Source organism: Nitrosopumilus sp. S4, assembly GCF_054515835.1.
The window spans coordinates 251,943-274,817 of record NZ_CM137258.1; the positions used below are offsets into that span (position 1 = coordinate 251,943).

The window sequence follows — 22,875 nt, forward strand, 5'->3', positions numbered from 1 at the left end:
TTTTTCATACAGTTTTTTTATTACAAAGATCATCTTTATAATATACGCAATTATGAATTTATGCAGGTATGGTTGGTAGTAAACGTAAGTTTGGTATTATCGGAATTTCATTATTGTCTATTTTATTAGTTAGCAGTACAACATTTTCCTCAGAAAATGCATTTGCATCTCATGTTAATCCTGTTATTACAACTGTAGGTTCAGTTACGGGAGTCAAGGCTACAGAATTTACACTTGGAGATGCTGGTGGAATTTTTGTTTCCTGTGATGTACCAAATACAGTAGCTGGAAATGTCCCACCAAGTCTTGATACTCCTAGATTACAAATATTCAGTGACTCTCCTAGAGTATTACTTGCCTCACAATCATTTGAAATAACTAGTGGTCCAAGTGTATTATCTCACACTTTTGATATTTCTGATACATCTACTTTTACTGCACAAAAATATTTGGCAGGATGTGTTTGGCAAGACGGTGTAGATTCAGGTGGAGATCCATCTCATAATACTTCTGTTAGCCATTTCTTTGATATTGTACCTGTAGTAGTGTCTAATACCCCTCCTACATTATCTCTAAAACCAGCTGATATTACAGTAGAACCAGATGCAGTTCCAACTGCTCCAGTAATCACTGCAACTGATGCCGAAGATGATCCTGATCCAACAGTAAACTTTTCAGAGGTAGTAACTTTAGGCACTCTCTTATCTGGAACATATACTCTAGAGAGAACATGGGATGTTACTGATTCAGGAGGTCTTAGTGATTCTCACACTCAAACAATTACAGTAATTGATACAATTCCACCTGTACTATCTGCAACTCCAGCTGATGTAACAGTAGAACCAGATGCAGTTCCAACTGCTCCAGTAATTACTGCAACTGATAACAATCCAGAAGATGCAACTCCGGCAGTAACACTTGATGAAGTTAGAACTGGCGCTGCATTTGGCCAAGGCGATTATACACTAACTAGAACATGGAGTACAACTGACGCATCAGGAAACCCTACATCTCACACTCAAACAATTACAGTAATTGATACAATTCCACCTGTACTATCTGCAACTCCAGCTGATGTAACAGTAGAACCAGATGCAGTTCCAACTGCTCCAGTAATTACTGCAACTGATAACAATCCAGAAGATGCAACTCCGGCAGTAACACTTGATGAAGTTAGAACTGGCGCTGCATTTGGCCAAGGCGATTATACACTAACTAGAACATGGAGTACAACTGACGCATCAGGAAACCCTACATCTCACACTCAAACAATTACAGTAATTGATACAATTCCACCTGTACTATCTGCAACTCCAGCTGATGTAACAGTAGAACCAGATGCAGTTCCAACTGCTCCAGTAATTACTGCAACTGATAACAATCCAGAAGATGCAACTCCGGCAGTAACACTTGATGAAGTTAGAACTGGCGCTGCATTTGGCCAAGGCGATTATACACTAACTAGAACATGGAGTACAACTGACGCATCAGGAAACCCTACATCTCACACTCAAACAATTACAGTAATTGATACAATTCCACCAGTAATTACAATTAATGCAGATCCAAATGATCCATATGAGGCAGGAACGCCATATACTGATGCAGGAGCAACTGCAACTGATAACAATCCAGAAGCTCCTCCTTCATTATCTGATGATTCATCCCTAATTGTTACTGAAGATCCTGCTACACTTACTGTAACATACACTGCAACTGATCCAAGTGGTAACACTTCAACTGAAACAAGAACTGTCACGGTTAGAGATACCACACCACCTGTACTCACATTTACAATCGTTGGTGCTGATAGAGTAGAAGCAGATGAAACCCAACAAGGAGACTTCCTGTTTAGTGCAACTGCAACTGATTCCCCAAGAACAACATTGCCTAATGTAACATGTGTTGATGAAGATGCAGTTACCCATGTCAATGCACTTGGTGGACAATCAAACGTAGCAGTTACATTTGGCTTGGGAATTACAACGATTACATGTACTGCTGATGATGGCAGTAATGTGACTCCAGAGGATCCAACAGAACCTGCTGATGTTGATACTGATACTGCTGATAATGACTTTATAGTATCTGAGATCTTCTTTGATACTTTGGTTAACACTACACCATTGTGGGATGAAGAAATCACAACCACTGGAACTGTTTATGGATTCCTAGATGGAGAGCAAATTAGAGTAACTTATGGTGATGATGGACCAACAGAATTTGCAATTCCTGCAGGCTCTGATCCTGATGCAGGATATCTGTGGAGCTCAACCCATTCCTTTACTAGTGGAACATCTGCAACTGACCAAACTATATCTGTAGAATTGTTTAGCAATCCGACATTTGCTACAACTGATTCCCAAATTGCCAGTATACAAAAACATCCTGTAGAATTCCAAGGTGTAAATGATCAACTAGATATCTTTTGGGCTGATCCTGTAACAAAGTCTGGAACGCTGTTTGATACATTTGCACAAACTGGTGTAGCATTGACTTCTACTGTAAACATTGACGGTGATGCAATTGATACTGATAATGATGGAGTGCATGACTTACCATTGACTGCTGATACTGATGAAAATGGTGTATTTACTGTAACTGGTATTTCTCCAGTAATTGCTGCAGGACTAAGTATGACTACAAGTTTTGCAACAAACCAGTTCTATGAGGCAGCCCCTATTGATGATGTTGACACATTTGAGAATCTTAAACACCCAACTGCATTCCAGAATGTTTCATTAATGCCAAATAATCAACCATGGGGAGCATCGGCAACAAAATCTGGCACGTTACTTGATACTCATATTGGTACTGGTGTTCCAAACGCATTAGTCGAGATAAGCGGTGATGGTATGGGATCCTTTGAATTTGATTTCACAACTAATACTGATGGAACATTCACAGAATCAGGAAATACTATTACAAAAACTGTTACTGCACCTGACACTGTTCCAATAATACTATCCTACTCCGGTGATGATCTCTATGAGCCTGCACCTGATGATGTAGATAATTACAGTACTTTGATCCATCCTACAACTCTTTCATTACTTGATGTCAAGTCTGTTACTGCTGGTACTACTGTAACTGTTATTGGATCTTTAATTGATAATGTAAATGGTGAAACTGTAGAAAGGAAACCAATTACATTTGATGTAGTACAAGGAGAGCCATTCACAATTGATCCGACTGAAACTAGCGGTCCTATCTTGATTGCATCTAAAGAGAAATTATTAGTTGACAGTGGAATTTTACGTTTGAAACAAGATGATTCTATATTGTTTAAATCTCCAAAAGAAATAGTTTCTTTGACACTTGAACCTATGGGTAATGATGAATGTAAACTACGAATAGTTGATTCTAATGAACGCTCCATTCCTCTAAGAGTATTAAATGAAGGAGCTGAAAGACAGAAAATTCCAATTATTAATCCAGATGGAATAAAACGTATTGCAGTTGAAGAATCTACTGATTCATGTTTAATCTCAGAAATTGAACAAAAAAATCGAGAAGATATTCGAACATCTAGTGCAAAATTCTTAGTTGATGGTGAATTTGATTCTTTGAAATTTGTCACCAACTTTGATTCCACTGGAATAACACCAATTGACGAATCTGATAAAGAATTGCCATTCAAAGTAACTGCTTCTTTTGCAGGGGATGATGATTATGGTCCATCTAACATAGTTTCAAATCCATTTGATACAACATTCCAGCCTGAATCAATTACAGCTGGTGCATCAGGCGTATCTAACCCTGCTGCAATCTTGCCTGACATTGGAGTTGGAATCATTCCTTTCTCATGTAAAGATGGAGATACAGATGGTGATGCAATTTGCCAAGAATGGGAAGCAGACTATACTGGAACTGCACAAACAACTGCAGGTATTCCATTTACTGTGGGAACTCAAGAATTTTTCTTGCCACTTCCAGGAACAACTGTTGCAAATAAAGATTTGATAGTTGAGATTGATGCAATGGTGGATCCTGTTAGCGGATTCTCTCATGCACCAAGTGCACAAGTATTAACTAATGTTAAAAATGCATTTTCAAATATCCCTGCACCAAATACAGTTAATTTGATTCAAACAGTTGATGATTCTCTTCCTCATCAAGATACACTTCAACTTTGGAGTGGATTTAATGAGATAAAATCTGAATTCTTTGGTTCATCTGATCAGAGACTCTCTTTTGATGCTTCAGGATTGACTACAAATATTGGTTCTCAGAAACTATTACTCTCATTTGAAGATGTACTTACAGATGGTACTAATAATAATAATAATGGAAATCTAAATACTGGTGGAAGCGCAATTTACATTTCAGGTCCAGATGGAAAAGCCTTTGACTTTAACGGTTCGACACACATTGTAACTGCTGATGATCCATTTGACTTTGCAGATAATCATCCATTTACTTTGTCTATGTGGTATAAGACCAGTGTAACTGGTGAAGATGATCTACTAATAGGTAAGCTTGATTCTTCTGGTAATGGTTATCAATTATTTTTATCAAGTACTACTGATCAACTTAGACTAAGATTAGGTAGTTCTTCTTCATTTGCTCTTGTTGATACATCCTTTGTAGATCCTATTACAAGCTTGCGAAACAATGAATGGACTCATGTAGCCATTACTTATGATGGCTCTGGTTCTGCATCTGGAGTTAATTTCTATATAGATGGTACGATAGCACCAACTAAAATTATTTCCAATAAGCCAATTGGTAACACTGCCAATAATGAAGCACTTGTTATTGGAAATCAAAGATCCAACACTAGTTTCTACTTTACAGGACAGATGGATGATGTTAGAGTTTATGATTATGAACTTGTTACTGGACAAGTTACAGGCATATTTGATTCCTTTGTTTCAGGCGCTTTATCTAATTACCAATTTGAAGGTGATCTTGATGATATTGTTGGAGTAAACGATGGTACTGTTAATACTGGGATTCCTGCATTTGATTCTAATGGAAAAATAGGACAAGCCTTTGACTTTAACGGTTCGACACACATTGTAACTGCTGATGATCCATTTGACTTTGCAGATAATCATCCATTTACTTTGTCTATGTGGTATAAGACCAGTGTAACTGGTCAAAATGATCTACTAATAGGTAAGATTGATTCTTCTGGTAATGGTTATCAATTATTTTTAAAATCAGATAACCAATTACGATTTAGATTAGGGAGTGGAAGCTCTTTTGCTATTTTGGATACAGTAGGTGTTATTTTACGAGATAATCAATTCCATCATGTAGCCATTACTTATGATGGCTCTGGTTCTGCATCTGGAGTTAATTTCTATATAGATGGTACGATAGCACCAACTAAAATTATTTCCAATAAGCCAATTGGTAACACTGCCAATAATGAAGCACTTGTTATTGGAAATCAAAGATCCAACACTAGTTTCTACTTTACAGGACAGATGGATGATATTAGAGTTTACGACTTTGAATTAACTGAAGATCAAGTAGATAACATAGTTAGTGTAAATACTGATTTACAATCTATGTTAGAGATTTCAGGAATTAACTTGACTACTCCAAATACTCTTACACCTGACACTGGAGGTGCAACTGAGGCAATTATTAGTATGAAATTCGATGTTACACATGCTACTGACTCTGCTTTAAACGGTGATATCAATGCAAATCTTTCACTTGATAGCACAAACTTTGAACTAAATCAAAATGATGCTACAGTATCTACCATTAAACACCCAATTAACAATAACCAAAATATTCTTGCAGTATCATCTCCAGTAATAACTAGTACAGCAAAAACATCAGCTGACGTTGGTACTATCAAAGTACCATTAACATCAGATAGTCTAATTAATACAGTAACACTTAGAGATGATCCTACTGTAACTAGCACACTACTTAATGCAAAAGCACAAGCATACCGCTATGTTGTATTTGCACACAGTATTGGCGGCTCTTCAGGCCAAGCAGAACTATTAGGTAATGATGCAATTATATCATTGGGTGAAGGATTTGCAGAAACTGATCCAACACATGCAGGAACTGAAGGTAGTGTATCTGAGCTTTCAGGAACCTACATGCATGAACTAGGACACCTACTAAATATGCAACACGGAGGTCCTGCATTCTTGATCGATGATCCTGAAACTAGTCTGGTATCAACTGTTTTCAACTGTGTGCCAATCCAGAAAAGTATCATGTCCTATACTGGTCAACTTCCAGGATTCCTTGGAAGTGATTGGTCTTTGGCATTTAATGAAAATGCTGGTACATTATCTGAGAATGGCTTGACTGAAAGTAATGGCGTAACAATTCCAGGTTCACCATTAATTGTTTGGGGAACTCCTACCTCTTCATTTGGTAATTTCTTGACTGGAATTGCTGATGGAAATCCTCTTGATTGGAATGGCGATCTAGATACACTTGATTCAGGTAATTATGATCTAAATGACTTGGGTATTGCTGGATGCCAATCAAGTCCAGGACAAAGTTATGAGACATTTAATGAGCCTGACAACTTTAACTTTAACTTTAAAGATACTGCATCAGGACAATTTGATGGATTCAAACCTGTACTAATTGGAGAAAACACAGGTGCAATGAACAAGATCTTAAAGTTATCTAGCTCTGACTTTACCATTAATCCTCCACTGGAAATTGACGGAACTGAATATGTAAAGGCAGGACGTACTATTCCATTGAAATTCCAGATGTTTGAAAAGGCAGCTGAGGGTGAAACACCTGTAGAAATTACTGATGCTAGAGTAAAGGCAGTTGAGGTAAGAGATGTTAATGGTACTCCAGAATTTACAACAATTGGTTATTTCCCATTTGTTGATACACAATACCACTTGAACTGGGATACGGTAAGAGATTACTCACAGGAAACAATAGGTGTACAGTATGTAGTTGAGATATTGATTCAAGAGGGACCAGATGGAATAATCGATGATCCATTCACTCCAGTTTTAGAATCAACTGATGATATATTTGAAGAAAGAGTACTAATCATTCCAATTTCTATTAATCCAACACCTCATCAAGTAGCAGGAGTGGGAGTTACAGTACTGGTGGAGTTCAAATAAGGAGAATGATATGAAAAATAAAACATTAAACAAAACTGAAATAGTTGGATTGTTTGGAATTTTATTACTTGGTTTAGTTGCACCTGCATTGCCTATTGCAACAGCAGCTGAAACCACAATTTGTGATTCATTAATTGAAGAAGGCACATTTGAAAAGATCGAAGTCCCAATTAATGCAACATGCAACATGTACTCTTCTAGTGGTTCGATAACAATTGATGGTGATGTTGTAGTAGAAGAAGGAGGTACACTTCACATGGTAGCATATGGAGAATCCTTTACAGTTGGTGGAAACATCAAAGCAGATGATGCTGATAAAGTCACACTAAATGGAATAGCAGTAAATGGAAACATTCAGATTAAAAATGCAGAATCTGGAGTTACAATATCCTCAGTTACAGTCCAAGGAAATCTCCAACTTGATAAAAACGAACATCACTATAGTGTAGTTAATAGCATTATTGATGGAAATCTTCAGATAGATAGGAACACCAGTATTTATGAATCTGGGTTATACAACAATTTTGCTGGAAACACTGTAGGCGGCAATTTGGATTGTAAAGATAATCAACCAGCACCTGTTAATGCAGTATTTGGACCTAACACAGTAAATGGAAACAAGAAAGGCCAATGTGCTAATTTCTAATAATGCCATATCCTGTTATCAATTATTATAATAATTTAGCTGATCTCTTAATTACTTTTAATATGAGATTAACATAATCATAAAAGTGAGAAAATGAATTACATAAAATACTCTGTATTCTTTTCAATTCTGGCTCTAACATTGCTTATTACACCTGCTTATGCAGGAGAAATTACAAAATCTATATCAAATGGAGCTACTGAAAACTTTAGGGATATTACAAATCTAGAACAAACTCCTGATCCTACATTATCCCTTGACAAATCAGTTTATCGTCTTGGCGAAACTGTCATTATAACACTTAATGATACTAATGCAGATCTTGACATAAGTGCAATTGATTTTGCTACTGCAACAGTAAGTGGAAGCTCTCTGACTCTAACTGAGACAGGTGGAAATACTGGAATCTTCACTGGAAGTTTTGTCGCAGGTAATACTATCTCGATTGATTATACACCTGATCCTAAAGGAGCTGCAAGAGCAGAAATTAATTTTCCATTAAGTTCTAGCGGCAATGTTATTTTGGGTGATTTGTCATTTGATCAAACAGAAATTACAAACCTTGGAATAAAACCTGTAATTGGAGCAATTAATGTAACCCTTACAAATGGTGCATCATTTAGTAGCGTTCCAACTGTAAAGTTATCCTTTGCAAATGCTAATCTTACAGGTGGAATTGATGTTTTAGATTTAGAAATGTGGCACAAAGCAGCAGGACAAAACTGGGAAAAGATTACTGACTCATGTAATACTAGAATTGCACTTTTACTTGCATGCACATTCTTTGATAATTCTGCAAAAACAATTACTAGTGATCCTTCTGGTGGAGGATTTTCAGGTACTGATGGTCAAGGTGCTTATGTTTTAGCTATTAACACTGGAATTCCAGGTGGTGGAGGTGGAGGACTTGTAAGTCCTGGGCTTGTAGTTAATGCACTTGCAGGCATTGGCAGCGTTCTTGGCGGTGGCGGAAGTGGAGGTTCTGCTCCTGTTACATCACTTGACAATATTATAACTAGTTCTGTGATTAGTATCCCCGCTGAAATCGAACATATGGTACTAAATCATGACTCCTCAATACCAATACTTTCAATGGATCCTAATTCCTTTGAGGACTTTGATTTTCCACTTGTAATTGATGATAAAGGATATGTGCTTGGCGGATTTACAAACACATTGCAGACTCATACCCTTAAAACAAATACTCCAGTAACAATGAAATTCACTGTTTATGAAGCCCAAAAGATACAGCACTTTTCACTATACACAAATCTTAGAGGAATCAGCGATTCTATTCCTGAAAGTGATACCCAAATACTATACAATGATGGCAAACCACTTCAAATCAAAGATCCAAACGGATTTTTTGCAAACGCTACAGTCACAATTCTTGAAAAAGATGACTCACCAGTAAAACAAGTCGTATTAGAGTTAACTTTTGCAAAGGAAATGGATACCACTCATATAATTACTAGAACCTGGGATCCAAACCTCTTTTCTCGTGATACTCATATCTTAAATGCAATTCAAGTAGAGTCATCAGAACCAAAATTCAATCCTCTTCCAGAGACACAAGAAGAAGTTCAAATTCAGGAATTTAAACTAGAAAAAATTCCAAAATGGATTAAAAACAATGCAGAGTGGTGGGTTGATAATGAAATTGATGATGAGTCATTTATCAAAGGAATAGAGTATCTGATTAACAAAGGCATGATTTATGTTCCAAATGAAATTACGGCAACATCATCTGTGTCTGAAATCCCAGACTGGATTAGAAACAATGCCGGGTGGTGGGCAGATGATCATATATCTGATGATGACTTTGTAAATGCCATGCAATGGCTTGTAGTTAATGGAGTGATTAGAATTGACTAGCGTAAAAAACCTCTTTGTAATGTTTACAATTGCAATTTTAGCTTTGGGTGCTATGGTCATTGGTGAATCATTTGCCACACATTTCTCTGAGGACACAAAGTGGCAGCTAGTTTACGTAACTGATACTCCAGTATGCAGCAATTATGATTACCAGTCTACAGTAAAGTTTGATGAAATTACAGAAAAATACTTTGGACTATATCAATTTGAGAATACAAAGTATAATCCGCTATGTGTTAATCACAATCAATATGATACAATGTATGAGATACCCGAAGATCTTGATTTGCTGGTACTAGTATATTCAAAGAATCTTGGCCAAGTGGAATTGCATTCAGAAAAGATGGGCGGCCTATTCATGCATGCAGGAGAAGACAAAAAATTCAACAATGCAATAATTATCTGTGACTGCCCTAACTTTTACTACTCAGATCCTGTGTGGATTCTAACACACGAGCTTTCTCACTTTGTTTTGTATTTTCTCGAGTTTGACATTCATGTGATTGAAGACCTAGTTCATCAGTATGATGACAAGTATGATCAATGCAGAAAAAATTATGATGACTCCTGTGAATCTGTTTTTACAAAACTCTCAGTGGAGCAGATGGCATATTCGTTTTCTGTAATGCCACCATATCAGGATGCAATTGGAATTAGTCAAATTAAGAGCAATAATGTAGAGATATCAAAGACTCTCTCAGAACTAGGCAAAGTAATTACAAAGTGGTGGACTGCAGGAAAGATCTCAGAAGGAGATTACTCTAACGCTGTAGGGTTGTTGGCAATTGAGAATCAAGAGATGAAACAGGAAAAATACAATGTATTATTCAAGGATGGACCAGTTTCTGCTGATGTTGTAACATGGGAGGATGTTCTCTTAGCAGATGGTTCAGATGAAAACAAAATAGATGTGATGGAAAAAGTCAAAGAAAAAATGAAGATTGACAAGCAAGAATTTCAGAAAACTGATTTTTCTGGACTTCCATACTGGTTTAAAAATACAGCAAAATATTGGGCAGATGATAAAATATCTGATGAAGAGTTTGTCAGGAGCGTAAAGTACCTAAAGGATGCAGGAATAATCCGTCAACATCATCTTGATGAGTAATATGCTTGTACGATTTGATTAAATTCTTACTTATACCAATAGAAATCTTGAAAAGCATTTAAGATAATAATAATATGAATGCAAAAGTACGATTCTCTCTCTGATTCCAAAAAACTTGAGCGCATTACAAAGGAGGCAGAGATTCTATCATTAATGGAAGAATCACACAAAACAAAGGAATGGATCAAAAGACAGATAAAGAAAAAATCACTTAAAATTCCAATTAAATTATCAATGAATACATTTCAAATACTAAACTCTTGTCCTGATGACTTTCTAAACCACCTACTTGATTCCCTAAAGGGCCGTGATATTGATGATATTGGCGATATCAATGCTTTTACAAGAACATTCTTTTGGTTTTTCACAGATATTGTTGCAGGTTCCAATCCAACCATTCCCACAAAGGAGCAGGCAAGAAAGGTAGTTGTTTTAAATGAACTAATCCAGAGAACTGAAATATTTCAAAACAGAGATCCAAACTCTACTGTAATATTGCCAACAGGGGATGGAATGGCAATTGGTTTCTCTGATAGTCCAGAGTATCCATTACGACTATCAATACAATTACACAAAATTCTAAATGAATACAACAAGACCAAGAAAAGAAAAGATGACAAGGTATTGCTTCGAATAGGAATTGACATCGGACCAGTGTATATTATCAAAGACCTTAATGGTCAGGATAATGTCTGGGGTCCTGGAATTATTCTTACAAGACGTGTAATGGATTTGGCCGGTGATCAAAACATTTTCTGCTCATCAAGATTTGCCGAAGATGTTCGTGTACTATCTCCTGAATACAAAGAGATCATGCATCCAATAGGGGATTACTCCATAAAGCACGGTGAGCAGCTTAACATCTACAATATTTATGGTGAAGGATTTGGAGAAAAAATTACTCCAAGAAAGAAAAAGATCACTCAAAAAACAGAGACATTTGAGCAGACTCTTAAATCCAAAACAGCCTTTTTGTTTAACACTATTGATATCAATCTTGATGTGCTAGAACCAAAAACAATGCTGACACATCATTTGTGGAGATGGAATCTTGTAAACATTTCAGATTCGCCAAAAGATGAGATCTTTTACTATCTTGATGGGGATTCGCCAAAGGACTTTCCAGATATGAATGTGCGAGTATATGATGAGGAAGGAGTGGAGGCAGACATTCTTAGTCTTACTGAAAACAAGCCAACACACAAAGAGTTTAGCGTAAAGCTGAAAAAGCCAATCAAGCCAAGACAAAGAAAAAGATATGTGACAATAGAGTATGACTGGGAAGAGCCAGAACGTACATTCTTTTACAAAATACCTACTGATTGCAAAGATTTCACATACAAGTTTAACATCCCAAATGGAACTGAAATCAAAAACAGGGTCTTAAAGGTAGATACTGAGCTAGGATACAAATGGAATGCTGATCCACCTGCTACTATCAAGTACATGAAAGACTCAACTCAGATTACATGGCAAGGAAAAAATCTCAAAGCCTTTGATGCTTACAAATTTGATTGGTGATCTCTTAATTTACTATTTCTTAAAAAATTTTTTGGTTAATTTGTAAACATATTATTTTGATAACAAAAAGTATGAATATAATGTTATTTTCTTAAATTCATTGGAATCTGATTTATTTTCTGAACATGCATTAGAATTTTGGGTAGGAGTTGCTCACTGGTTAACTGGGGTTGGAACTATAGTTCTTGCAATTGCCTTGTTTAGAACATTCAAACATCTTGAGGCCTCAACTAGGATGAGTAAGATTGAAACTGAATATAGGCTAAGACCTTGGATTGGACCGACGTCAGGAATCCAAAGAATGGAATCATCCATTAATGGACAGATTCAATTCTCAATTACAATTAAAAACTTTGGAGATCTTCCAGCATCTCATGTTAAAGCTAAATCACTAGTATCATTAAAACCACTTTCAAAAGATTCTCTAAAAGAATCACTGTCTGAATTTAATCTTGGACCTATTTTACCTCACATGGAAAAAAGCTATTGGTTTTTTATCGAACCTGAAATGTGGGAGAAAATTTCTAATGGTTCTGACTCGCTTTATGTTGCACTATATTTTGAATACCCATCATTGACAGGATCAAATGGCTATGGCAGTATTAGTGATTATAACAAAAATAATCAAACTTTTGTGCATAAAGAAATGTGGCTTGATTATCCACAGCCAACATTAGATTAATTATTGTAAGAATCTTTTTTTGCTATGATAATTCGTAGCTAGAAGACTCAGAACAAGTTCTTCAAAATAACTTTGGATATATTGCCCATTTTTAGTCATCATGATTCTGGCCAATTCCCATCACACAACTTACACAATCCTCTATAGCCATTGTATTTACTATCCCAATATCTCATTGCTGAGGATTTGTCGCAGCTATAGCAAACTATGAAATGCTGTTTCATGATAATAATTGGCAATTTTGATATATAATGTTCTGTTAACAAAAATGTCAGGATATTAGCTTTGCAGCTAACTATCACTTATGTGCTAAATTACCTATTGTATATCGATGATGTTGAGGCAAGATACTGGTGATTTAGAGATTAGTCCTACAAACAATATGATATCATTTGATGGTATATCTGAGAACTACTGCATTGGTGTTGTTGATGTGGTAAACTCAACCCAAAAAATAGCAAGGTTGTCCAAGGAGCAGGCATGCTCATTTTATTCAGTTTTTCTAAATACTGTAGGATACATTATTGAAAATAATGGGGGAAAAGTTGTTAAAAATACTGGAGATGGAATTTTATTTTATTTTCCAAACATAGCAATAACTGGTGATCTTCCTCTAAAATGTGGCACAAAAATTTTGGAGGCCACTGAAATGATAAATAACATCCTAAAGAAGAAGAAAATTCCCGCAATGCACTATAGGGTAAGCCTAGATTATGGTCCTGTAATGATTGCAAAATATGCAACGTCTTCATGTAAGGATGTTTTTGGTTCAACAGTAAATTTGTGCGCAAAGATTAATCATCTTGCAAAACCAGATCAACTAGTAATAGGTGCTGACCTGTATCAAATCATCAAAAAATCAACTAGCTTTAACTTTGATAAAGTAGCTGAATTTCAGTCTGCACTAAAACATGACTATACTGTTTATTCTGCCAAATAACCATTGAAAATTCTTTAGTATTACTTTATCATATTAAGAACAGTGATAAATAATATAGAAGAGTATGCAAAATATTTTCTTGAAGTATCAAGTGAACAGCGACTAAAAATTATTGAATTAATCAATGAAAAAGAATACAAATTAACTGAATTAGCTAAAAAACTCGATGCGACAACTCCTGAAGTACACAGAAATTTGGAAAGATTGGAAAAGTCTGGATTTATAATAAAAAATTCTACTGGTCGTTTTGTTTTAACGACTTTGGGACAAATGATTTTGGGAATTTCTCCAAATTTGGGTTTCATTATTAAAAACAAAAAATATTTTTTACGCCATCCCATAAACTCACTTCCTCAAAAGTTCGTATCAAGAATGGGGGATCTATTTGAGTCAAAACTGGTTTCAAGCTATGTCAAAGTCTTTGAGTATTGGAAAGACATCTACAAAAATTCACAAGAATACATCTACAATATACTATATGAGGTGCCATACTTTGATGAATTTGTAAACCCGATACATAACAAACTTTCACAAGGTATCAAAGTAAAATCAATATTTTATGAAAAGGCATTAGTTACAGATTCAAGAAATGATGTACTCAAAAAGTTCAAGAAATTCATTGATAATGGAGATATTCAAAGAATGATGACTAAAAATGTAGGTGCTGCTGTAATACTAAATGAAAAACAGGCATGCCTGATTTTTCCTAATAATGATGGAAAACTTGATGCTGGATTTGCTTTTACAAGCGAAGATCCATTATTTCATCAATGGTGCTTTGATTACTTTAATTATTCGTGGTATAATTCCCATCCATTTGTAGATAGAAAACTAGAGAAAAATTAACAGATTATAATATCTGAAAAAAATCTTTTTTTAATTTGACAATCCATGATTCTATATGATAAAAATAGAAGCCATAATCCGTGAAACAAAGTTTCAAAAAGTAAAAGCAAAACTCACAAAGCTGGGAGTTCGTGGTTTGACAGCATATGAAGTTCGAGGAAGAGGTGAACAAGTGGGAATTCTTAGAACTGGTGGTGATTCAAAGGACTATACAACTGATGATCTTGTACCAAAAATGAAGATTGAAATTGTTTGCATTGAAGAAGAAGTAAACAAGATTACAAACTCTATTGTTGCAAATGCATACACTGGTAATCCTGGTGATGGAAAAATCTTCACTTATGATGTAAAAAATGTAATAAAGATCAGTACTGCTGAAAACTCTTCTGCAAAAATATAAACTAATTACAATCCTGATGATGAGTTAATCATATACTCTTCTAGGAATCCTGCAACTAGTAATATGATGACTACAATTCCAACCTCGATTAAAGTTGGCTTTGTGAGATTTTTTAGATTGGTTCTTTTTACCAATGACATTAAAATGTGAAAACTTCGTGACATTGCAATTGAATATGCAACAAGCTCCATTAATCCAAACGGCGATTGATAAAGAATAGATAGTGGAATCATATCTGCAAGTGCTGGTGCCATTGTTTGTATTGCTGCAAAACCAAAACCCGTAGACCATGCAGTATATGCCCCCCAGATGATTCCAAATCCAGGAACAAACATTGGAAGTGAGGCTTTAATGTTATTTACAAAAATTCCAATGCCATCTATTTTATTAGTATTTGAGAGAAAGTCTTGAACAAATGCATTTGCCTCTTCATCACTAATATCATACATTGCTCCAATTTGAAAGGAAAGTGAAAATAATCCCAAAAAGATAAAAAATGTAATTATTCGAATTTTTAACACGTTAGCATCTGCTTAAGATATTATTTGAGGTTATTGATGCAATGAATGAAATTATTGTACATACACTAACAGTGTAAGGCTGATTTTATAATCTTGAAAAACTAACTATTTACATATCTGTTAATGACAAAAGTCACAATGAGACTAGTCTGTATTCCTGCATATAATGAGGAATCACACATTGAGGACTTAGTAAATCAAGCAAAGAATCATGTGGATAAGGTAGTTGTTTGCGATGATGGTTCAACTGATAATACTGCATCTCTTGCAAAAAAAGCAGGAGCTACTGTGATCTCACACAAGACAAATCAGGGGTATGGTTCTGCCATCATTTCACTATTTGAATATGCAAGAAACAGCAATGCACAAATCATGATTACACTTGATGGAGACGGACAACACGATCCGCAACAGATACCGCTACTACTAAACACCCTAACTGATCACAACGTTGATGTTGTAATTGGCTCTAGGTTTCTAAACAATAACACACAAGCACCAGGATATAGGAAGAGAGGAATTAAGATTATTACATCAGCTGCAAATTATGGTGCAGATCTTAAAGTATCTGATTCACAATCTGGATTTCGGGCATACTCAAAAAATGCAATTGATGCAATTCATCCAACTGAAGAAGGAATGTCAGTATCAACTGAGATACTACTAAAGATATCAAACAAAGGACTATCGCTAGCTGAAGTTCCAATCACAATATCATATGGAGAGAATACATCAGTTCACAATCCTGTTTCTCATGGAATATCAGTTCTTGTAAACACACTAAAGTATGTGTCAATCAAACACCCTTTGCCATTTTATGGTATTCCAGGAATTGTACTAATTGTAGCTGGATTGATTTCAGGTGGAATATTTCTTGATGCATATCTTTACCAGCAAACTGTCTTTTATGGATCTCTATTGGCATCAGTTGTAATGTTTTTGCTTGGTGCTATTTTGTCTGTAACTTCAGTGATTTTGTTCTCAATGGCAAATCTGATTAGGGATAGATACTAGGTATCTCGTCTTTTAATTTTCTCTTTGCAACAAACTCAAGATATTTTTTAGCTAAAGAAACATCTGCAATGCTGTTTTGAATGTCTTCTATTTGTTTATCAAAATATTTTATCTCAACTTTTTTCCCTAACACATCAAAAATATTTTTAGCCAATTCATTAATTGAAATTGATTTGCCGCTTGCAATGTTGTATGTATCTGATCTGTCTGATTTTATTGCCAAGTCAAATGCATCAACTACATCACTAATACTTACAAAGTCCCTTGTCTGTTCACCATTCCCATAAATAGAAATTGGTTTATCTTCTGAAATATTTTTCAAAAACTTGTCAACCACTCCAGCATAGTCTTTGTTTTGACCCTTTCCATAAACGTTAAACATTCTAAATATGATATGTTCAATTTTGTTTTCTTTGGAAAAATCAACAATCATCTTTTCAGCTTCAAGCTTGCTTTTACCATATGGTGATAACGGATTTGTTTTAGTTTCTTCTGTGATTATATCTTTATAATCACCATACACTGCAGCAGAGGACGCAAAGATTATTTTTTTTATTTTATTTTTTGCACAACACTGCAAAACATTTGCAGTTCCATCAACGTTTACTCTTCTTGTAATGTCTGGCTGACTAATTGATTGGACAACATTACTAATTGCAGCAAGATGAATTACTGCATCTGTACCATTTGAGAATTCTGCGAGTTTTTCAAAGTCCAAAACATCTCCCCTGAGAAACTTTACGTTTTTCCCATCAGGCAGTTTATCAGAATTTGATAAGTTGTCATAGACTAGGACTGTGTGGTTTTTCTTCAAAAAATCAATTAAGTGCCTTCCGATAAATCCAGCACCTCCAGTTATGAGAATCTTCAATGCATTTGACATAGAATAGACAATTATCTTACTTTCTATGGCAGATCAGACGTAGCAAAACTACGAAATACTTTATAATATTTGCATAATATGAGTAATAATTGATGAATTTTTATGGATATTGCTACCCAAAAAATATCAAAAATGTAAAAATTACATCAAGCGATCAATAAATTACATGAAAATCCCAATAGGCATGAAAAAACTTCAAAAATAACTCAATTTGTGGACAATTCGTCCATTAGGCTTAAATACAAACTTTCAAGAAAAAGGTCAATAACATGAACAACGAATTAGGACGTAAAATAACTAGTCTTACATTAATGACAATTATGGTTGCCGGTGGTATGACATTTGCAATTCCTGGTGTAATGCCAGCTGCACATGCTGCCAACGCCAACCTCTTTGTATCCGCAGAAAACTCACAGTTTGATAACTATATGTCAGGACCTCAAGTAATTGAGGTCGTAATCATTGATAGTGATATCAATGATACCAATGAGGCAAAAGGTGAACCAGACGTTACTGTAAACGGCAAGAAACTCAGAATGATTCAAGCCGTAGACGGTAACTGGTATGGATACTTTGCAGATAGAAACATGGCAGTCCGTGCAGACTCTACAACAACAGTCGCAGGACAAGGATTAGACTTTGGTACGTTTTGTAGCAATGGATTAACAATTTCAAGCAACAACACTAACGGTGGACCAATAACATTCACCGAGACAGTTGGTGTTGCTATTGATGAACCAAAAGGTTTAGGTGCTAACGGTGGCGGTGTTGGTGTTCCATTCAGTGGAACAATCACTGCTTCATGTGGTGCTGTAACCTCAGGAAATGCTTTAATTGATAACATGAATGTTGTCAGAGAGCAAAAAGCTATGAACACACCATCAACTGCTTCCGGTATTCCAACTGGACAGATTGGTGGTCAACAAAATCTATGGCCATTCGTTCAACTATACAATCTAAACCCAACTGGTAACGTAGTCATACAGTACAACAAAGGTGGTGGTGCTCAAACAACAACACTCACATTTGACACTGTTGACAACTTTGCCGGACTAAGCTTAGATAGAGCAATTTATCCACAAGGTTCCCAAGTCCATGCCACGATTACTGATCTTTGGCTCAACATTGACCCAACAGATGAGGACTCTTGGACATGGGGTGCATCTAGCACAAACTCTACCACATTCTATCAAGTCTTTGATGAAAATGGTGGTGATGCCGGTAATGCCGTACAAGGCGGTACCATCGACATCACATCACAATTATCAAACTTGATGTGTGAAGACAATTGTGTACTCATACTAAATCCAGACGTACAATCCACAGGTTCTGCAATCGTTACCATTCAAGATAACGATGATTCAATTATAGAAGGTGGTTCAGAGAACCCAGCTACTGCTTCCACAAACGGAATCGCAGCAGGTTCTCTTCCAATTACCGTAGTTGAACAAGGACCAAACAGTGGTGTATTCGGAACTTATGATGAGTCAGATACATCTGCAATCAAAGTAGCAGAAACAGCCCCAAGGGGTAAATCTGCATCTATTGATTACAACGAAAGCCCAGTTACAATTCTTGTAGGATTCGGATTCGCAACAATCGATATGCAACCAACTGATGACGAATGGAACTCTGGTGAAGAGATGCCAGTCGTTCTTGTTGACAGTGATGCTAACAAAAACAGCCGCGCAGATGAAGACCTTGATCTTAACAACCCAGCAGTAGATTTGATCCCAGCTCTTAGAACTGGTGATCCATTTACAATTGGAGAAGTAGGAACAGGTTCTGACACTGTCGCAAAAGCTGTATACTTTGCAAATGCCACTAACAGTACATTACACCATGGAACTTTAGTAAATACACCATCTGATGCAGTTGCAGCAGATGTAACAGTACAGGCATTCAGCCAAAGAGCATTAGTTAACTCAACAAGTAGTACAGTAGTTGATACATTAGCATTTGATATTGAGACTGACGCAGCTGACTTACAAAGTACCGTATTAGACAAAGATGAACTTCGTGGATTTAGCTTCCTTAACTTAGATGTTAGAAGTCTAAACATGACAGGACCATACAGTGTTTACTTGCTAAACAGCTCTGCTGGTACTGATGTCATCTCTGATGCTACTGGTAATTTGACATCAACAACATTTGCATATCTAATTGCATCTGGCGTATCATCTCAATCACTCACACAGTTATCCAACAGTACAATTGACCATATACAGTCCCTTACATCCACGGATCGTATTGGACTTGCTATAAAGGCAACAACTGGTGGAGAACCAAATGCTAATGATGCAGTCGTTGTAGACTTCTTTAGCTTCGGTTTCACAAATGATGGAACGGAATCAACTGAAAGAGTTGCCAACCAGATCATCAGATTGGAACTTGAAGAGACCGGTGATAACACAAGTACCTTTGTAGGTAGCTTGGAGTATATCATGATCAATCAGCTTAACATACTTGATCCAAGTACATACCTAGGCATTTCTCCAATTGCCGATGATCCAAGTTTCATCGTAATTGAAGACCTAACAGATGAGGACTCTCCAAGAGTCAATTATCTTGACTTAGGTGCCGATGGTGTATCAACACAAGTAGCTGATCAAGTAGAAGCCCCATCCCACTCTGGTATTGTATCATTTGATAAATCCAGTTACAAGAATGCTGACACAGTTACAATTACACTAGAAGACGCAGACCTTAACGTAGACTCTGATCTTATTGATATTTACACCACAGTCTCCGCATCTGGTGATCCCAACAGAGATATTGTAGGTAATCTTGCCAATGGCACATTATCTATTCCATTATCTAATGGTGAACACCTAGGAAGATTGTTAGATGTATCATTTGATGGAATAGTTTGGAGTGCTGCCAACGTAGGTGGCTCCTGTACATTACCTGCAGGAGTTGATACAGGACTTGCCGCAACTGGATTTACTCTAGTTGAGACCGGTACAGAAACTGGTATCTTTGTTGGTGACTTCCAAATTCCATCAGCATGGTGCAGATCAACTGCTTTAGCAGCTGAATCTGTCACTGGTCTCGATATTGAAGTTGACTATGTTGACTTTAGAGACGCATCTGGTGAAATCATCAAAGTCGGTGATGGCGCAGGAGTACGCGCAAACACCGGTTCAGTTAGTCTAGACAGAACAGTCTATCCAGTACCATTTGGTATTCCAGATAGATTTGTAGGATTACCTTCTGCTACTTTAGAAACACCTTCTGGAAGATCCGTCTTCCCAATACACCAATCCGGCATGGACGGTACAGGTGGATTGACAACTGGTGAATTCTTAGCAAAAGGTGGTCTAACTGTCCACGTTAGAGTCAATGACCCAGACTTCGATATATCCGCAAGTGGTGAGGACTCCATTGCACAAAATACCGCAAGCACAGATCCAGTAGGACCTGTTAAAATCTCTGTTATCAGAGGTTCATCAGTAGTCGTACTAGGTTATGCCGGCGGTCCATCTGTAGTTGCAGGCGAGATAGATGTTGGAAACAACAATGCTACCAAGTCTACAAACATCAGACAATTTGGTCCAATGGATGAAATTGCACCAGACGCAGGAATATTCGAAGCTGACATACTCATTAGATATACCGATGGTCCAGCAAGTGCCACATGCCCAGACACTACATCATATGTGTCAATTGGCGGTACAGCAGGAACAGATGTCTTGAAGAGATTTGACCAATTACCAGCAGCAGGAACTGATTATTGTATCTTACAAGGAGATATTCTCCAAGTAGAATACACTGATCCAGCCGATGCATCCGGTGATGTCAATACTGTTACAGACTCTGCTACATTTGACCTAAGAAACGGTGTATTGCAATCTGACAAATCTGTGTATATTATCGGATCTGATATGATCTTGACCCTCATTGAGCCAGACCTTGATTTGGACAATGACCAGGCTGAGACATACTCATTGGACTTAATCGAATGGGATTCTGATGCCGCAACTGTATCTATGGGTACAAAGGGCGGTCAATCAACTCAATTCGATCCAGAGCCATTTAATTTCAGAGAAACAGGTGACAGCACTGGTATCTTCCAGGTTGTTATCGAGATTCCTCAGATATTAGCTGGTGACAAGTTAGAAAGAGGAGAAGAAATTGTCCTCGAGTATACCGACTGGGGTCCATCCGGATCTGACTTTGTAGGTGATGAAGACGAAGATGTCAACTTGACAATCTTTACTTCAAACTTCGGAGCAACTGTAGAGCTTGACCAAAAAGTCTACTCATGGACTGATAAAGTATACATTACCATCGTCGCACCAGATCACAACTTTGATAGTAACTTAGTTGACGAAATTGGAAACTCAGCTGAAGATCCTATAAAGATCTCAACTAGAGGCCACAAACTAAATAACTACAAACTTGTAGAAACTGGTACTGACACCGGCATCTTTACTGGTGAGGTTATCCTTACTGGTTTCTTGCATGACGCAGATGGTAAATCATCAACCGGTAATTCCGCAGGACAGGATACTAATCCAAGAACCACAGGTTCTGGTCCAACTAGCGGATTCATCCAATCTTCTGATGATGACGGTATTACAGTATCCTTTGAATTCTCAGAGGATGAAACTGTAGTCGGTTCATCATTAATTAGATGGAACATCGGTGAGGTTCAGTGGCTTGAAGCAAGCTATCCAGCTAGCGGTACAGGTGTTGTAAGAATAATTGATCCAGACATGAACTTAGATCCAGAATCCGTCGACAACTTCGATGTCGATGTGTGGTCTGACTCCGATGCCGGAGGTATTGACCTTACTGTAACTGAGACTAATGAGGCAACTGGAATATTCGAGGGAACTGTGTTCTTCACAGTAACTGATGAATCTTCTGGTCACAGACTCAGAGTCGCAGAAGGTGACACTGTCACCGCAGAATATGAGGACAATACACTACCTGATCCATACACAACTGCAGATGAACTTGATATCACTGCCACTTCACTAATCGGTACTGTTGTACCACCTCTCGAGAGAGCACCAGCTGCTAACTTGAGAACCGTTGATGCCTTCGGTAACAGTCTAAGCACTGTTAAAGTAGATCAACAGGTGCAAATCAGTGCAGACTTAGCAAATGGTCAGGATAGAGAGCAACAATTTGCATACTTGGTACAGATCCAGGATGGTAACGGTGTTACAGTCTCACTAGCATGGATTACAGGTTCATTGTCAGCTGGTCAATCATTCAGCCCAGCATTATCATGGATTCCAACTCAAGCAGGCACTTATAGTGCAACTGCATTTGTTTGGGAGTCTGTTGATAATCCAACGGCATTATCACCACCAGTCAGCACAACAATTACTGTAAGTTAAAAACTAGTT

At 36.9% G+C, this 22,875-nt stretch carries 13 protein-coding genes; 11 read left to right on the plus strand and 2 right to left on the minus strand.

Features of this window, described 5'->3' with window-relative positions; all coding sequences use genetic code 11:
* Positions 1–68: 68 nt before the first annotated feature.
* The 9 genes from ACX119_RS01320 to ACX119_RS01360 all read left to right on the plus strand — a co-directional run bounded on the left by ACX119_RS01320 (position 69) and on the right by ACX119_RS01360 (position 15,097).
* Positions 69–7,079 (plus strand): LamG-like jellyroll fold domain-containing protein, encoded by a 7,011-nt coding sequence (locus ACX119_RS01320; RefSeq protein ID WP_459351363.1) that lies wholly within the window; start codon positions 69–71, stop codon positions 7,077–7,079.
* A gap of 10 nt (positions 7,080–7,089) precedes the next feature.
* Complete coding sequence (locus ACX119_RS01325; RefSeq protein WP_459351364.1) at positions 7,090–7,725, plus strand: hypothetical protein; 636 nt, start codon at positions 7,090–7,092, stop codon at positions 7,723–7,725.
* 93 nt (positions 7,726–7,818) lie between these two features.
* Positions 7,819–9,600: a hypothetical protein gene (locus ACX119_RS01330; protein ID WP_459351365.1), complete on the plus strand. Its 1,782-nt coding sequence runs from the start codon at positions 7,819–7,821 to the stop codon at positions 9,598–9,600.
* Positions 9,593–10,708, plus strand: a complete 1,116-nt coding sequence (locus ACX119_RS01335) for a hypothetical protein (RefSeq protein ID WP_459351366.1) — start codon at positions 9,593–9,595, stop codon at positions 10,706–10,708. Before ACX119_RS01330 ends, ACX119_RS01335 begins: the two co-directional genes overlap by 8 nt.
* Positions 10,709–10,786: 78 nt before the next feature.
* Complete coding sequence (locus tag ACX119_RS01340) at positions 10,787–12,229, plus strand: nucleotidyl cyclase domain-containing protein (RefSeq protein WP_459351367.1); 1,443 nt, start codon at positions 10,787–10,789, stop codon at positions 12,227–12,229.
* Positions 12,230–12,329: 100 nt separating this feature from the next.
* Positions 12,330–12,911 (plus strand): hypothetical protein, encoded by a 582-nt coding sequence (locus ACX119_RS01345; protein ID WP_459351368.1) that lies wholly within the window; start codon positions 12,330–12,332, stop codon positions 12,909–12,911.
* Between the two features lie 331 nt (positions 12,912–13,242).
* Positions 13,243–13,851: an adenylate/guanylate cyclase domain-containing protein gene (locus ACX119_RS01350; RefSeq protein ID WP_459351369.1), complete on the plus strand. Its 609-nt coding sequence runs from the start codon at positions 13,243–13,245 to the stop codon at positions 13,849–13,851.
* Between the two features lie 42 nt (positions 13,852–13,893).
* Entirely contained in the window at positions 13,894–14,697 is an 804-nt protein-coding gene (locus ACX119_RS01355; RefSeq protein ID WP_459351370.1) for a helix-turn-helix transcriptional regulator, read from the plus strand.
* Positions 14,698–14,752: 55 nt separating this feature from the next.
* Positions 14,753–15,097: a P-II family nitrogen regulator gene (locus tag ACX119_RS01360; protein ID WP_459351371.1), complete on the plus strand. Its 345-nt coding sequence runs from the start codon at positions 14,753–14,755 to the stop codon at positions 15,095–15,097.
* A gap of 5 nt (positions 15,098–15,102) precedes the next feature.
* Here ACX119_RS01360 and ACX119_RS01365 read toward each other — a convergent pair whose 3' ends face one another.
* Positions 15,103–15,618, minus strand: a complete 516-nt coding sequence (locus tag ACX119_RS01365) for a stage II sporulation protein M (RefSeq protein WP_459351372.1) — start codon at positions 15,616–15,618, stop codon at positions 15,103–15,105.
* Positions 15,619–15,741: 123 nt separating this feature from the next.
* Between ACX119_RS01365 and ACX119_RS01370 the strand changes: the two genes are divergently transcribed.
* Entirely contained in the window at positions 15,742–16,632 is an 891-nt protein-coding gene (locus ACX119_RS01370; RefSeq protein ID WP_459351373.1) for a glycosyltransferase family 2 protein, read from the plus strand.
* On the opposite strand, the gene ACX119_RS01375 is transcribed toward ACX119_RS01370, so the two are convergent.
* Positions 16,616–17,503: an NAD-dependent epimerase/dehydratase family protein gene (locus ACX119_RS01375; protein WP_459351374.1), complete on the minus strand. Its 888-nt coding sequence runs from the start codon at positions 17,501–17,503 to the stop codon at positions 16,616–16,618. The two genes, ACX119_RS01370 and ACX119_RS01375, sit on opposite strands and share 17 nt — an antisense overlap.
* 281 nt (positions 17,504–17,784) lie before the next feature.
* Between ACX119_RS01375 and ACX119_RS01380 the strand changes: the two genes are divergently transcribed.
* Positions 17,785–22,866: a hypothetical protein gene (locus ACX119_RS01380; protein WP_459351375.1), complete on the plus strand. Its 5,082-nt coding sequence runs from the start codon at positions 17,785–17,787 to the stop codon at positions 22,864–22,866.
* The last annotated feature ends 9 nt before the right edge of the window (positions 22,867–22,875 follow it).

What these genes read in the sequence shown, in the direction of transcription:
- ACX119_RS01360 (WP_459351371.1), top strand. Translation starts at nt 14,753, where the DNA reads ATGATAAAAATAGAAGCCATAATCCGTGAAACAAAGTTTCAAAAAGTA.
- ACX119_RS01325 (WP_459351364.1), top strand. Translation starts at nt 7,090, where the DNA reads ATGAAAAATAAAACATTAAACAAAACTGAAATAGTTGGATTGTTTGGA.
- ACX119_RS01380 (WP_459351375.1), top strand. Translation starts at nt 17,785, where the DNA reads ATGAACAACGAATTAGGACGTAAAATAACTAGTCTTACATTAATGACA.
- ACX119_RS01350 (WP_459351369.1), top strand. Translation starts at nt 13,243, where the DNA reads ATGATGTTGAGGCAAGATACTGGTGATTTAGAGATTAGTCCTACAAAC.
- ACX119_RS01330 (WP_459351365.1), top strand. Translation starts at nt 7,819, where the DNA reads ATGAATTACATAAAATACTCTGTATTCTTTTCAATTCTGGCTCTAACA.
- ACX119_RS01370 (WP_459351373.1), top strand. Translation starts at nt 15,742, where the DNA reads ATGACAAAAGTCACAATGAGACTAGTCTGTATTCCTGCATATAATGAG.
- ACX119_RS01320 (WP_459351363.1), top strand. Translation starts at nt 69, where the DNA reads ATGGTTGGTAGTAAACGTAAGTTTGGTATTATCGGAATTTCATTATTG.
- ACX119_RS01340 (WP_459351367.1), top strand. Translation starts at nt 10,787, where the DNA reads ATGCAAAAGTACGATTCTCTCTCTGATTCCAAAAAACTTGAGCGCATT.